This is a genomic window from Pseudoxanthomonas sp. GW835-FHT14C01, from assembly GCF_058793715.1.
In genome coordinates this window covers 652,741-665,166 of the sequence record NZ_JBXAGB010000003.1, presented here as the reverse complement: position 1 = coordinate 665,166, position 12,426 = coordinate 652,741, and the positions used below count along the sequence as shown (strand labels likewise).

12 protein-coding genes are annotated in these 12,426 nt (G+C 69.7%); 3 read left to right on the top strand and 9 right to left on the bottom strand.

Annotated features, from left to right (window positions below; translation table 11 throughout):
• Window positions 1–63 precede the first annotated feature (63 nt).
• Together trpA and trpB are read right to left on the bottom strand one after the other, a co-directional pair.
• A complete protein-coding gene (gene trpA, locus AC1Q5B_RS16495; protein WP_492632571.1) occupies window positions 64–861 on the bottom strand; it encodes a tryptophan synthase subunit alpha in 798 nt (265 codons plus the stop codon).
• A complete protein-coding gene (gene trpB / locus AC1Q5B_RS16490) occupies window positions 858–2,069 on the bottom strand; it encodes a tryptophan synthase subunit beta (RefSeq protein WP_492632570.1) in 1,212 nt (403 codons plus the stop codon). Before trpB ends, trpA begins: the two co-directional genes overlap by 4 nt.
• A gap of 97 nt (window positions 2,070–2,166) precedes the next feature.
• On the opposite strand from trpB, the gene AC1Q5B_RS16485 reads away from it, so the two are divergent.
• Window positions 2,167–3,051 carry a LysR family transcriptional regulator gene (locus AC1Q5B_RS16485; protein ID WP_492632569.1) on the top strand — a complete coding sequence of 295 codons (885 nt, stop codon included), beginning with the start codon at window positions 2,167–2,169 and terminating at the stop codon, window positions 3,049–3,051.
• Between the two features lie 2 nt (window positions 3,052–3,053).
• Here the strand turns inward: AC1Q5B_RS16485 and AC1Q5B_RS16480 are convergent, their stop codons facing one another.
• The 7 genes from AC1Q5B_RS16480 to prmB all read right to left on the bottom strand — a co-directional run bounded on the left by AC1Q5B_RS16480 (window position 3,054) and on the right by prmB (window position 10,610).
• Window positions 3,054–3,686 (bottom strand): phosphoribosylanthranilate isomerase, encoded by a 633-nt coding sequence (locus tag AC1Q5B_RS16480; RefSeq protein WP_492632568.1) that lies wholly within the window; start codon window positions 3,684–3,686, stop codon window positions 3,054–3,056.
• 22 nt (window positions 3,687–3,708) lie between these two features.
• On the bottom strand, window positions 3,709–4,512 hold the full coding sequence (gene truA, locus AC1Q5B_RS16475; RefSeq protein WP_492632567.1) for a tRNA pseudouridine(38-40) synthase TruA: 804 nt from the start codon (window positions 4,510–4,512) through the stop codon (window positions 3,709–3,711).
• 18 nt (window positions 4,513–4,530) lie between these two features.
• Window positions 4,531–6,216 (bottom strand): FimV/HubP family polar landmark protein, encoded by a 1,686-nt coding sequence (locus AC1Q5B_RS16470; RefSeq protein ID WP_492632814.1) that lies wholly within the window; start codon window positions 6,214–6,216, stop codon window positions 4,531–4,533.
• 87 nt (window positions 6,217–6,303) lie between these two features.
• Window positions 6,304–7,329: an aspartate-semialdehyde dehydrogenase gene (locus AC1Q5B_RS16465; protein WP_492632566.1), complete on the bottom strand. Its 1,026-nt coding sequence runs from the start codon at window positions 7,327–7,329 to the stop codon at window positions 6,304–6,306.
• 77 nt (window positions 7,330–7,406) lie between these two features.
• Window positions 7,407–8,447, bottom strand: coding sequence for a 2-hydroxyacid dehydrogenase (locus tag AC1Q5B_RS16460; protein ID WP_492632565.1), 1,041 nt, complete (start codon window positions 8,445–8,447; stop codon window positions 7,407–7,409).
• A complete protein-coding gene (gene aroC, locus AC1Q5B_RS16455) occupies window positions 8,440–9,543 on the bottom strand; it encodes a chorismate synthase (RefSeq protein WP_492632564.1) in 1,104 nt (367 codons plus the stop codon). The genes AC1Q5B_RS16460 and aroC overlap by 8 nt, the downstream gene beginning before the upstream one ends.
• A 137-nt stretch (window positions 9,544–9,680) precedes the next feature.
• Entirely contained in the window at window positions 9,681–10,610 is a 930-nt protein-coding gene (prmB, locus tag AC1Q5B_RS16450) for a 50S ribosomal protein L3 N(5)-glutamine methyltransferase (protein ID WP_492632563.1), read from the bottom strand.
• A gap of 138 nt (window positions 10,611–10,748) precedes the next feature.
• On the opposite strand from prmB, the gene AC1Q5B_RS16445 reads away from it, so the two are divergent.
• Both AC1Q5B_RS16445 and asd read left to right on the top strand, forming a co-directional pair.
• Entirely contained in the window at window positions 10,749–11,402 is a 654-nt protein-coding gene (locus tag AC1Q5B_RS16445) for an SCO family protein (RefSeq protein ID WP_492632562.1), read from the top strand.
• Window positions 11,399–12,241 carry an archaetidylserine decarboxylase gene (gene asd, locus AC1Q5B_RS16440; protein ID WP_492632561.1) on the top strand — a complete coding sequence of 281 codons (843 nt, stop codon included), beginning with the start codon at window positions 11,399–11,401 and terminating at the stop codon, window positions 12,239–12,241. The genes AC1Q5B_RS16445 and asd overlap by 4 nt, the downstream gene beginning before the upstream one ends.
• Window positions 12,242–12,426 lie beyond the last annotated feature (185 nt).

Below are 12,426 nucleotides of genomic sequence, written 5' to 3'. Positions count from 1 at the left end.
GAGGGGCCTTATGGTTGAGCGCGGCAGTTTAGCTCAGTCGTCCATGCACAGCCGTACGGTGGCTCAGGCGTCCAGCGCCGCCCTCAGCGGGGCGAGGAACGCCGACGCCCGCTCGGCCGCCTCGTCGCCCGCGTCCGTGAGCGCGGCCACCAGCGCGCTGCCCACGACGACGCCATCGGCATCGGCCGCCATCGCCCGGGCGCTGCCGGCATCCTTGATGCCGAAGCCCGCCACCACGGGGACTTGGGAGCCCGCCCGAAGCTGCTTCAACCGTTCGCCGGCCGCCACGGTGTCCAGACGATCGGATGCGCCGGTCACGCCAGCGAAACTGACGTAGTACAGATACCCCTGCGCGGTGTCGCACAGCATCCGCAGGCGTTCGGGCGAGGTGGTCGGCGACGCCAGCGCGATCAGGGCCAGCCCTTCCCGGTTGAAGACGGCGCGCGTCTCCTCGGCCTCTTCCGGCGGCAGGTCGACGAGCAGCACGCCGTCCACGCCAGCCGCCACCGCTTCACGGGCGAAGCGCTCGGCGCCATGGATCTCGACCGGGTTGAGATAGCCCATGAGGACGATCGGCGTGCCGTCGTCCTGCTGGCGGAACACCTCCACCGCCTCCAGCACGTAGCGCAGGCCTGCGCCCCGGGCCAGCGCGCGCTCGGAGCTGCGCTGGATGACCGGGCCGTCCGCCATCGGGTCGGAGAACGGCACGCCCAGTTCGATGACATCGGCACCGGCGGCGACCAGCGCATGCATCACCGGTACCGTGGACTCCAGCGACGGATCGCCCGCGGTGATGAACGGCACCAGCGCCTTCCGGCCGGCGGACTTGAGTTCGGCAAACTTCGCTTCGAAGCGGCTCACAGGCTGATCCCCTCGCGCGCGGCGATCGTATGCACGTCCTTGTCGCCGCGGCCGGACAGGTTGCACAGCACCAGCTGGTCCTTCGGCAGCTCGCGCGCCAGCTTGATCGCCTGGGCGACGGCATGGCTGGACTCCAGCGCCGGCAGGATGCCCTCGGTGCGGGTCAGCCGGTGGAACGCGGACAGCGCTTCTTCGTCGGTCACGCCGACGTACTCCGCGCGCCCGCTGTCCTTCAGGAAGGCGTGTTCCGGACCGACGCCCGGATAGTCGAGGCCGGCGGAAATCGAATGGGTTTCGATGATCTGCCCGTCGTCGTCGCAGATCACGTAGGTGCGGTTGCCGTGCAGCACGCCGACGCGGCCGGCCGACAGCGAGGAAGCGTGGCGGCCGGTCTCGATGCCGTCGCCCGCCGCCTCGGCACCGACGATGCGCACGCCCGGATCGTTGAGGAACGCATGGAACAGACCGATCGCGTTGCTGCCGCCGCCGACGCAGGCGGTGATGGCATCCGGCAGGCGGCCGTAGTCGGCCAGCATCTGCGCCCTCGCCTCGCGGCCGACGACGGCGTTGAAGTCGCGGACCATGCGCGGGTACGGGTCGGGACCGGCGACCGTACCGATGATGTAGAAGGTGTCGTGCACGTTGGTCACCCAGTCGCGCATCGCTTCGTTCAGCGCATCCTTCAGCGTGGCCGAACCGCTGGTCACCGGCACCACGGTCGCGCCCAGCAGCTTCATGCGGTAGACGTTGATCTTCTGGCGCTCGATGTCGGTCGCGCCCATGTAGACCACGCATTCCAGTCCGAGCCGCGTGGCGACGGTGGCGCTGGCGACGCCGTGCTGGCCGGCGCCGGTCTCGGCGATGATCCGCTTCTTGCCCATCCGGCTGGCCAGTAGCGCCTGCCCGATGGTGTTGTTGATCTTGTGCGCACCGGTGTGGTTCAGGTCCTCGCGCTTGAGCAGGATCTGCGCGCCGCCGACCTCGCGACTCAACCGCTCGGCGTGGTAGATCGGGCTGGGCCGGCCGACGTAGTGCTTCAGGTCCTTGTCGAAGGCGGCGATGAAGGCCGGATCGACCCGCGCGGCGTCATAGGCGGCCGACAGTTCCTGCAACGGCCCGATCAGGGTCTCGGCGACGAAGCGGCCGCCATGGCGGCCGAAGTGGCCGGCGGCGTCGGGATAGGCGTGGTAATCGGCAGGGGCGACCATGGCGGATCAACGGAAACGGATGAGCCGTCACTCTAGCGCACAGGTTCTGTCCACAGAATCGATGAAATATCACCTATCCGTGACTTAAACTCACATCATGTCGCACCCCCTGCCCCCGCTCAACGCCCTGCGCGCTTTCGAGGCCGCCGCCCGCTTGGGCAGCGTCAGCCGCGCCGCTACCGAATTGCACGTCACCCACGGTGCGGTCAGCCGGCATGTACGCACCCTGGAAGAGGCGCTGGGTCGCCCGCTGTTCGTCCGCGACGGCCGCGGCCTGGCGCTGACCGCCGACGGCGTTCGCCTGCGTGACCTGGCCGGCGACGCCTTTTCCTCTCTGCAATCGGGATGGGCCTCGCTGCAGCGCGACCGCCGGCCGATGGCGTTCGTGCTCGGCTGCCCGGGCAGCCTGCTGGCGCGCTGGGTGATCCCACGGCTGGAACGGCTGGCGATCGACCTGCCCGCGCTGACGGTGCATCTGTCGGCGCAGGAAGGTGGCTTCGACGACGCCCTGACCGGGCTCGACGCCGCCCTGCTGGTCGGCGAGGCGCCCTGGCCGCCGGGCTGGGACGTGCACGCCCTGGCGCCGGAACGGATCGGCCCGGTCGTCAGCCCGCGCCATGCCCGCTTCGCGCGGCTCGAGCTGGCCACGGCGGACGCGCTGGCCGACGAAGCGGTCCTGCACACCGTCTCCCGCCCACAGGCGTGGCCGCGCTGGTTCGAAGCGAAGGGCGTGGACGCCGGCCAGCTTCGCCTGGGAGCCGGCTTCGATCACCTGACCTACCTGCTGGAAGCGGCTGCCGCGGGACTGGGCGTGGCGATCGCGCCTCAGGAACTGGTGCAGGCCGACCTGGACAGCGGACGTCTCGTTGCACCCTGGGGGTTCGTGGACACCGGCGGGAAATGGGCGCTGTGCGCCCGGCGCGGCAATCCGGATCCGCGAATTCCGGCGCTGGCGACGTGGCTGCGGGCCACGCTCGCCTGAACTCAGCCGCGGGCGTCGGCCTCGCGCACCGCCTCGACGAAACGTCGCATCTTTTCCGCGTCCTTGATGCCGGGCGCGGACTCGATGCCACTGGAAACATCCACCCCCCAGGGCCGCGCCGTGCGCAGGGCCAAGCCGACGTTCTCCGGCGACAGGCCGCCGGCGAGCAGGAACGGCTTGTCCGCGGAGGTCGGCATGCGTCGCCAGTCGAAACGCTGCCCGCTTCCGCCCTGTTCGCCCGCCGCATGGCCGTCGAACAGGAAGCCGTGGGCGCCGGGATAGGCCGACAGGCTGGCGAACACGCCCTCATCCTGTCCGCCCATCGCGATCGCCTTCCAGTACGGACGACCGAACGAGCTCGCGAACGCATCGTCTTCGCCGCCATGGAATTGCAGCAGGTCCGGCTGCAGCGACTCGACGACGTGTTCGATGTCGCTGCGCGTGTTGTCCATCGCCAGCGCGACCACCGCGATCTCCTCCGGCACCAGGTCGCGCAGCATGCGCGCCTGCCCGAGCAGCAGCCGGCGCGGGCTGTGCGGTGCGAACACCAGGCCGACGTAGTCCACGCCCAGTTCGACCGCCAGGCGGACATCCTCGGCGCGGGTCAGCCCGCAGAACTTGATGCGCGTATGCATGGCGCAAGGGTAACCCGGCGGCTCAACCGGTGGCGGCAGGCAGGGTCACTTCCGACGGCAGGGCCCATTCGGCCGGATAGAGAGGGCTGACGAATACCAGGCCGTCCGGCGGCGCGGTCGGCCCGGCCACGGTACGGTCGCGCCCCGCGAGCAGGTCGGCGATCCATGCCTCCGGCTGTTCGCCACGCCCCACCACCAGCAGCGAGCCGACGATGTTGCGCACCATGTGGTGCAGAAACGCATTGGCCTGGACCTCGACGATCACCTTCTCGCCCTGCCGCGTCACCGAGATGCGGTGCAGGTTGCGCATCGCATGCGGCGACTGGCAATGCACCGTACGGAACGCGCTGAAGTCGTTCTCGCCCAGCAGCGCCTGCGCCGCGCGGTGCATCGCCTCGGCATCGAGCGGCATCCGTTCCCAGCTCAGGTATTGCCGCTCCAGCGCTGGCCGTGCCAGCCGGTTGACCAGCGTGTACCGGTAACGACGCGCGCGGGCGGAGAAGCGCGCATGGAAGTCGTCGGCTACCGGCTGGCACCAGCGCACGCAGACCGCCGGCGGCAGCCGCGCTGTGGCGCCCAGCAGCCAACCGCGCGGCGTGCGCGCAGCGTTGCTGTCGAAATGCACGACCTGGCATTGCGCATGCACGCCGGCATCGGTGCGCCCTGCGCAGATCGTGTCGACCTGCGCGTCGGCGACCGACGACAGCGCGGCTTCCAGCGCCGCCTGCACGGTGGTGGTGTCGTCCGGCGTGCCGGACTTGCTCAGCCGCTGCCACCCCAGGAATCCGCCGCCGTCGTACTCGACGCCCAGCGCGTAGCGCGTCACGACATCACTCCGCGTCCGTCATCCGATATCGCGCAGCAGCTGCAGCGCTTCGTCCCGCGCAATGGCGTCGTTGCCGGCGGCGACCTCGTTCAACAGATCGCGCGCGGTCGCCACGTCGCCCAGGTCGAGATAGGCGACCGCCAGTTCCAGTCGATCACGTCCGGCGGGCGCCGGTGGCGGCGTCACCACGGGCGCGCCGCCACCGGCATGCCAGGTCGGGCCTGCCGCAGGGGCCGGCGCCGGCCTGGCGGCGGGCTTGGGCGGTGCGGCGGCCGGCACGATCACCACCGGCTCCAGCACGGGACTCGGCGTCGGCTCCACCGCGGCAGACGGTGCGCTCGGCATGCCCGCCGCCAGTTCAGCGGCACGGCTACCCGAGGAGGCGTCATCGAACACCGGATTGCGCGGCACCGGCGCCGGCGACACCCGCTGCCGGCGCTGCGCGAAGCCCCACGCCAACGCGCCGACGAACAGCAGGGCGAAGCCGGCCCACGCCCAGACCGGCACGCCGCCGTCGCTGCCGTTGCTCTGCGCCAGCCGCTGCTGCGCGGCGGCCAGGTCGCTGTCCTTCATGGCCAGCAGCTTCTCCTGCTGCGCCTTCAGCTTCTCCAGGTCCGCGACCTGCGAGCGCAGTTCCTGCACTTCGGCTTCGCGCGCGGCCAGATCTTCCTTCGACTGCTGCAACTGTTCGTTCGCCAACATCTCGCCCTCACCGCCGGCGCTGACGCCGGACTGCGTTCCAGAACCCGACGTGCTCGTCGCCGCGGGTGCGATTTCCAGGCGCGCGTCCGCCACGGCCGGCGCAGGCGCCGCTGCGGCAGGCGCACGCGACGCCGGCTCGACTACCGCCGCCGGCTGCGGGATCGGCGCGCGCGCGCTGCGCCACTCGGCGATCTGGCTGCGCACCAGCGCAGCGGCTTCGCCTTCCAGGATGGTCTGCGCTTCCACCGCTTCGGGCACGCGCAGCACCGCGCCCTGCTTCAGCAGGTTGAGGTTGCCCTTGATGAAGGCGTCGGGATTGGCGCGCAACAGCGCGACCATCGCCTGGTCCAGCGTGTAGCCCTGCTCGCGCGCCAGCGGTGCGGCGATCTGCGACAGCGACTGGCCGCGGCGCACCGGCGCCAGCGTGCCACCGGGGACAACGGACGGCGCCGGCGCGGCTGCCACGACAGGCGCAGGCGCGGGACGCGCGGGCGCCTCCGGTGCGGCCTGCGGTGTCGGCACCGGTTCCGGTGGGGCGGTGACGACCGGCTCGACCGGCCGGATGATGGTGTCGGTCGGCGCGGCAGCCGGCGCATCGATCACCGGCTGCGCGGCGGCCGCCAACGCGCCGGGTGCGCTGACCAGTGCCGAGTACTCGCGCACCAGGCGCCCCTGGCCCCAATCCACTTCAATGAGGAAATTCACCGCCGGCACATCGACCGGCGTGCGGCTGGTGACGCGCACGACGGGGCGGCCGGCATCGTCCAGCGCGACAGCGAAATCGAGTTCGTTGACGAGGCCCTGCGGACGCGGCAGACCGACGCGCTCGAACGTCACCGGCGACGCCAGGCGCGCGCGCAACTGCTCCAGCTCGCCCGGCTCGCTGGAAATGACCGGAATCTCGGCCAGCAGCGGCTGGCCGGGTTGCGATTTGACCTTGATCTCCCCCAAGCCAAGCGCCAGGGCAACGTTGCTCAGCAACGCCAGCCCCAGCCCGATCATGCTGGCCAGGTGGAATCTTGCCGCCCGAGGTCTGTGCTTCGGTTCCACGGCCCTTCCCCAAGTTTTCCCGGCCACGACTATAGCGGGTCAGCCGTTTTTCGCCACCAGCTCGGCCACCTGCACGGCGTTCAGGGCGGCGCCCTTGCGGATGTTGTCGGACACGATCCACAGGTTCAGGCCGCGCGGATGCGAGATGTCCTCGCGGATGCGGCCGACGTAGACCGGATCGGTGCCCGAGGCGTGCGTCACCGGCGTCGGATAGCCGCCCGGCGCGCGGTCGTCGACGACCTCCACGCCCGGCGCGGCTTCCAGCAACGCGCGCGCCTCGGCCGCCGTGACCTTCTCGCGCGTCTCGATGGCGACGGCTTCGGAGTGGCCGTAGAACACCGGCACGCGCACCGCCGTCGGATTCACCTGGATGCTGTCGTCGCCGAGGATCTTGCGCGTCTCCCACACCAGCTTCATTTCTTCCTTGGTGAACCCGTTGTCGAGGAAGTCGTCGATCTGCGGGATCAGGTTGAAGGCGATCTGCACCGGGAAGCGCTGCGGATCCGGGTCCTGGAAGTTCAGCAGCGCGCCGGTCTGGCGGCCGAGTTCCTCCAGCGCCGAGCGGCCGGCCCCCGAGACCGACTGGTAGGTCGCCACGTTGATGCGCTCGATGCCGTACTTGCGATGCAGCGGCGCCAGCGCCACCAGCATCTGCATCGTCGAGCAGTTCGGGTTGGCAATGATGCCGCGCGGACGGTTCTGCACCTGCTCCGGGTTCACCTCGCTGACCACCAGCGGGATGTCGGCGTCGTAACGGAAGGCCGAGGAGTTGTCGATGACGACGGCACCGGCCGCGGCGAACTTCGGCGCGAATTCCTTGGAGATGCCTCCACCTGCGGAGAACAGCGCGATGTCGATGCCGCTCGGATCGAACGTGGCGAGATCCTGCACGGTGATCTTTTCGCCCTTGAACTCGACGCTGGTGCCGGCGGAACGTTCGGAGGCCAGCGCGACGAGCTTGCCGACGGGGAACTCGCGCTCGGCGAGGATGGACAGCATGGTTTCGCCGACGGCGCCGGTGGCGCCCACGACGGCGACGTTGAAACTACGGTTCTGGTTGCTCATGAAGGGGTTTCGCGAATGGGAGGAGATGAAGACAGCAGACAGGAGAAGGCTGTGTTCGGGGAACCTGCGGGCGTGCCTCAGGCTCCCTGTCGTTTGGCGATGGTGGTTTTGATCGTGCCGGTCGCGGCCAGCGCTTCCGGGTTCACCGGCGTCGGCGGGTGGCCGGCGTCGGGACCTTCGCCGAGTGCGGCGATCAGGTTGTCCACCGCCAGCGACACCATCGCGCGGCGCGTGGCCAGGCTGGCGCTGGCGATATGCGGGGTCAGCACCACGTTGCGCAGCGCCAGCAGTTCCGGGCGTACCGCCGGCTCGCCTTCGTAGACGTCCAGGCCGGCCGCGGCGAGGCGACCGTTCGCGAGCGCGTCAGCGAGCGCGACTTCATCGACGATGCCGCCGCGCGCGATGTTCACCAGCGTGGCGGTCGGCTTCATCTTCGCCAGGGCGGCGGCATCGACCAGATGATGCACCTGCGGCGAGTACGGCAGCACCAGCACCACGTGGTCCGCACGCGTGAGCACGTCGTCGAAGCTGGCGTAATCCGCGCCGCATTCCCGTTCCACCGCCTCCGGCAGCCGACTGCGGTTGTGGTACAGCACGCGCATGTCGAAGCCGCGCGCGCGGCGCGCGATGCCCTGCCCGATCCGGCCCATGCCGACGATGCCCAGGGTACTGCCATGCAGGTCGGCACCGAGCAGCGTGCTGAACGACCATTGCTGCCATTGGCCCTCGCGCAGCCAGCGCTCGGCTTCGGTCACGCGGCGGGCCGTGGCCATCAGCAGCGCGAAACCGAAGTCGGCCGTCGTCTCGGTCAGCACGTCCGGCGTGTTGGTGGCGACGATGCCGGCCTGCGTCAGCGCGGCGACATCGAGGTTGTTGTAGCCCACGCCGACGTTGGCGATGGCGCGCAGCGAAGCAGCGTCGGCAATCTGCTGCGCACCGATGCGCTCGTTCAGCGTGATCAGCGCGCCCGCGCTGTCGCGCAGCGCATCGGCGATCGCCTGCGGCGTGTGTTCGGTGACTTCATCCGTCGAGCGCACGTCGAAATGCGCCGCCAGCCGCCCGACGATGTCGTCGAACAGCGGCTGCGACACCCACACGCGCGGCCGCGGCTCAGCCATCGACGCGGCCGGGAACGTGGGGCGGCACCTCGCCGACATCGCCGCATTGCGCGCGGTGGCGCAGCGCCTGGTCCATCAGCACCAGCGCCATCATCGCCTCGGCGATGGGGGTGGCACGGATGCCGACGCAGGGATCGTGGCGGCCGGTGGTGATGACGTCGACGGTGTTGCCGTCCACGTCCACCGTCGCACCCGGCAGGCGCAGGCTGGAGGTCGGCTTCAGCACGATGGACGCAGTGACCTGCTGGCCGGTGGAAATGCCGCCGAGGATGCCGCCGGCATGGTTGGACAGGAAACCGTCCGGCGTCATCAGGTCGCGGTGCTCGGTGCCCTTCTGCGTGACCGCCGCGAAGCCGTCGCCGATCTCCACGCCCTTGACCGCATTGATGCTCATCAGCGCAGCGGCGAGGTCGCCGTCGAGCTTGCCGTAGATCGGTTCGCCCCAGCCGGCGGGCACGCCGTCGGCGACGACGTTGACGCGCGCGCCGATGGAATCGCCCGACTTGCGCAGCGCGTCCATGTAGGTTTCCAGCGCCGGCACCTGCGCGGCATGCGGCCAGAAGAACGGATTGTCTTCCACCGCGCTCCAGTCGAACCCGTCCGGGGTGATCGGGCCGAGCTGCGACAGGTAGCCGCGCACGCTCACGCCATACCGCTGCTGCAGCCACTTCTTGGCGATCACACCGGCGGCCACGCGCATGGTGGTCTCGCGCGCGGACGAGCGTCCGCCGCCGCGCGGATCGCGGATGCCGTACTTCTGCCAGTAGGTGTAGTCGGCGTGGCCGGGACGGAACTGCCGCGCGATGTCGGCGTAGTCCTTGCTGCGTTGGTCGGTGTTGCGGATCAGCAGCGCGATCGGCGTGCCGGTGGTGCGGCCCTCGTACACGCCGCTGAGGATCTCGACCTCGTCGGCCTCGCGGCGCGCGGACGTGTGCCGGGACTTGCCGGTGGCGCGGCGCTCCAGGTCGTGCCGGAACTCCTCGGGCGCGATCTCCAGCCCGGGCGGGCAGCCGTCGACCACGCAGCCGATGGCCGGCCCGTGCGATTCGCCGAACGTGGTGACCGTGAGGAGTTTTCCGAAACTGTTGCTGCTCAAGCGCCGCTCCGCGGGTGGAACTACCGGTGCCGGGCGTTGAAGGATCGCATACCGGCCGCCCTATTGTGCAGCGCGCCATCGCTGGTCGCGACGGTTGCAGGCGCAACCGCTGCCGACAGCGTGCGAGGCGCGCAGCCTTATTTTCGGGCGGCGGCGAGTTCGGTGATCCGCGCGTTGTGGCGGATCAGTTCGGCGCATTCCACCGCGAAGATGCCCATCTGACCGACCTTGAACTCGATCCAGGCGAACTCGACATCCGGCAGCAGCTTCACCAGTGCGCGCTCGGACTCGCCGACTTCGCAGATCAGCAGGCCGTCCTGGCTGAGGTGCAGCGGCGCGTCGCGCAGGATCTTCAGCACCAGGTCCAGACCATCATCGCCGGCGCGCAGGCCGAGTTCCGGCTCGAAGGAATACTCCTTCGGCAGCGCGTCGGTCTCGTCGTTGGTGACGTAAGGCGGGTTGGTGACGATCAGGTCGTAGTGGCGGCCGGTCAGGCCGGCGAACAGGTCCGACTTGAGGAACTGCACGTTGTCGGCCAGCAGGCGCGCCTTGTTCTCGGCCGACAGCGCCAGCGCGTCGTCGCTGATGTCGACGCCGTCGACCTGCCAGCCGGGGTTGTAGTGGCCCATCGCGATGGCGATGCAGCCCGACCCGGTGCACAGGTCCAGCGCACGGTGGACCTCGCGGCCGCCCAGCCAGGGCTCGAAGCCGGCTTCGATCAGCTCGGCGATCGGCGAGCGCGGCACCAGCGCACGCGCATCGCTCTTGAAGCTCAGGCCGGCGAACCAGGCCTCACCGGTCAGGTAGGCGACCGGAATGCGCTCGTTGACGCGGCGCTCGAACAGCGCCAGCACCTGCGCCTTCTCCGTGCCCGTCACGCGCGCCTGGCCATAGGCCGGGCCGAGGTCCGGCGGCAGGTGCAGCGTATGCAGCACCAGGTGCGAAGCCTCGTCCAGCGCGTTGTCGTAGCTGTGGCCGAAGGTCAGGCCCGCCCCGTTGAAGCGGCTGGCGCCGTAGCGGATCAGGTCGATGATGGTGTGCAGCTCGGCGGCGACGTCGGCGGTCATGGCAAGGCTTGTGAAGACGCCGGAACGGCGAGGGCCGCCGATTATAGGGGCTGCCCCGGTATCATGGCGGCCTTCCCGCCGCGCCCATGCGGCTCCGGCCCGCTCGCCGTGCCCTCCTTTTCGTGGGAATTCCAGCGCATGTTCAACAAGAAGATCGGCCTCATCCTCGTCCTGGCGCTGGCCGCCGGGCTGGGCCTGCTGGCCGCGCAGAAATTCTTCGGTCCGGTCACGCCCGCTACGCAGTGGCCGGCGACCCAGACCGTTACCCTGTTCCCGCAGGCGCGCCCGCTGCCGCCGTTCTCGCTGCGCCAGTCCGACGGCACCCAGTTGGCCGACGGCGAACTGAAAGGCCACTGGACGCTGGTGTTCCTCGGTTTCACTTTCTGTCCCGACGTCTGCCCGACCACGCTGGCCGAACTGGCGCAGGCGCAGAACCAGTGGAAGGACCTGCCCGACTCCACCCGCCCGCGCGTGCTGTTCGTCTCGGTGGACCCGGAGCGCGACACGCCCACCCGCATCGGTGAGTATGCGCACGCCTTCCATCCCGACACGATGGCCGCGACGGCCGACATCCCGACGCTGGAGAACTTCGCCAAGTCGCTGGGCTTCGTCTTCATGAAGGTGCCGGGCGATGGCTTCGAGCAGAACCCCAACGACTACAGCATGGACCACTCCTCCGCGATCGGCGTGCTCGATCCGCAGGGTCGCTTGGCCGGCCTGATCCGCCCGCCGTTCCAGCCGAAAGCGATCGCCGCCGACATGCGCGCGTTGACCGAGGCGTCGTCGAAATGAGCCTGCTGACCTCGCTGACCTACGTCCTGCCGCACCGTTTCCTGTCCTCCCTGGCACGCCGGCTGGCGTATTCGACGTCGCCGGGCACCAAGCAGTGGCTCATCGACACGGTGACGGAGAAGTTCAACGTCGACCTGGGCGAAGCCGCCGAACCCGATCCGAAGGCCTATCCCAGCTTCAATGCCTTCTTCACCCGCGCGCTGAAGCCCGGCGCGCGCGTCGCCGACGCCGATCCGCGTGCGCTGCTGATGCCGGCCGACGGCCACATCAGCCAGTGCGGCCCCATCGAGGACGGCCGCATCTTCCAGGCCAAGGGCCAGTCGTTCACCGCCGCCGAGCTGCTGGGCGATGCCGCTGCGGCCGAACCGTTCCGTAACGGCCTGTTCGCGACCGTCTACCTGTCGCCGCGCGATTACCACCGCGTGCACATGCCGTGGACCGGCACGTTGCGCGAGACCGTGCATGTGCCCGGCCGCCTCTTCAGCGTGGGCACCGCCGCGGTGGCCCACGTGCCGCGCCTGTTCGCGCGCAACGAACGCCTGGTCTGCCATTTCGACACCGACTTCGGCCCGATGGTCTCGGTGATGGTCGGCGCGCTGCTGGTCTCCGGTGTGGAGACGGTGTGGAGCGGCGAGGAAATCCCCGCTTACGGCACCGCCATCACCCGCAAGGACTACCGCGGCAAGGGCATCACGCTGGAACGGTTCGCGGAGATGGCGCGCTTCAATTACGGTTCGACCGTGATCGTGCTGTTGCCGCCGGGCGTGGCGACGTTGTCGCCTGAGCTGAAAGCGGAATCGCCGGTACGATTGGGACAGGCGCTCGCCCGACTGCAATAGCTGGCATGCGCCATGCACCACACGTGCACCGGCCTCCAGGCATGCCGTGGTCGTGCGCGCAGCGCACGCTACGCGGACCAGGCGCCTCAGAGCCGTAGTAGCGTGCGCCATGCGCACGACCGCACGATGCATCTCTGCCAGACGCTGACGTTTACAGACGCCCCACCCGCTATCCCGTACGCATT

What these genes read in the sequence shown, in the direction of transcription:
- trpB (WP_492632570.1), bottom strand. Translation starts at nt 2,069, where the DNA reads ATGGTCGCCCCTGCCGATTACCACGCCTATCCCGACGCCGCCGGCCAC.
- AC1Q5B_RS16485 (WP_492632569.1), top strand. Translation starts at nt 2,167, where the DNA reads ATGTCGCACCCCCTGCCCCCGCTCAACGCCCTGCGCGCTTTCGAGGCC.
- AC1Q5B_RS16480 (WP_492632568.1), bottom strand. Translation starts at nt 3,686, where the DNA reads ATGCATACGCGCATCAAGTTCTGCGGGCTGACCCGCGCCGAGGATGTC.
- AC1Q5B_RS16470 (WP_492632814.1), bottom strand. Translation starts at nt 6,216, where the DNA reads ATGATCGGGCTGGGGCTGGCGTTGCTGAGCAACGTTGCCCTGGCGCTT.
- AC1Q5B_RS16465 (WP_492632566.1), bottom strand. Translation starts at nt 7,329, where the DNA reads ATGAGCAACCAGAACCGTAGTTTCAACGTCGCCGTCGTGGGCGCCACC.
- AC1Q5B_RS16460 (WP_492632565.1), bottom strand. Translation starts at nt 8,447, where the DNA reads ATGGCTGAGCCGCGGCCGCGCGTGTGGGTGTCGCAGCCGCTGTTCGAC.
- prmB (WP_492632563.1), bottom strand. Translation starts at nt 10,610, where the DNA reads ATGACCGCCGACGTCGCCGCCGAGCTGCACACCATCATCGACCTGATC.
- AC1Q5B_RS16445 (WP_492632562.1), top strand. Translation starts at nt 10,749, where the DNA reads ATGTTCAACAAGAAGATCGGCCTCATCCTCGTCCTGGCGCTGGCCGCC.
- asd (WP_492632561.1), top strand. Translation starts at nt 11,399, where the DNA reads ATGAGCCTGCTGACCTCGCTGACCTACGTCCTGCCGCACCGTTTCCTG.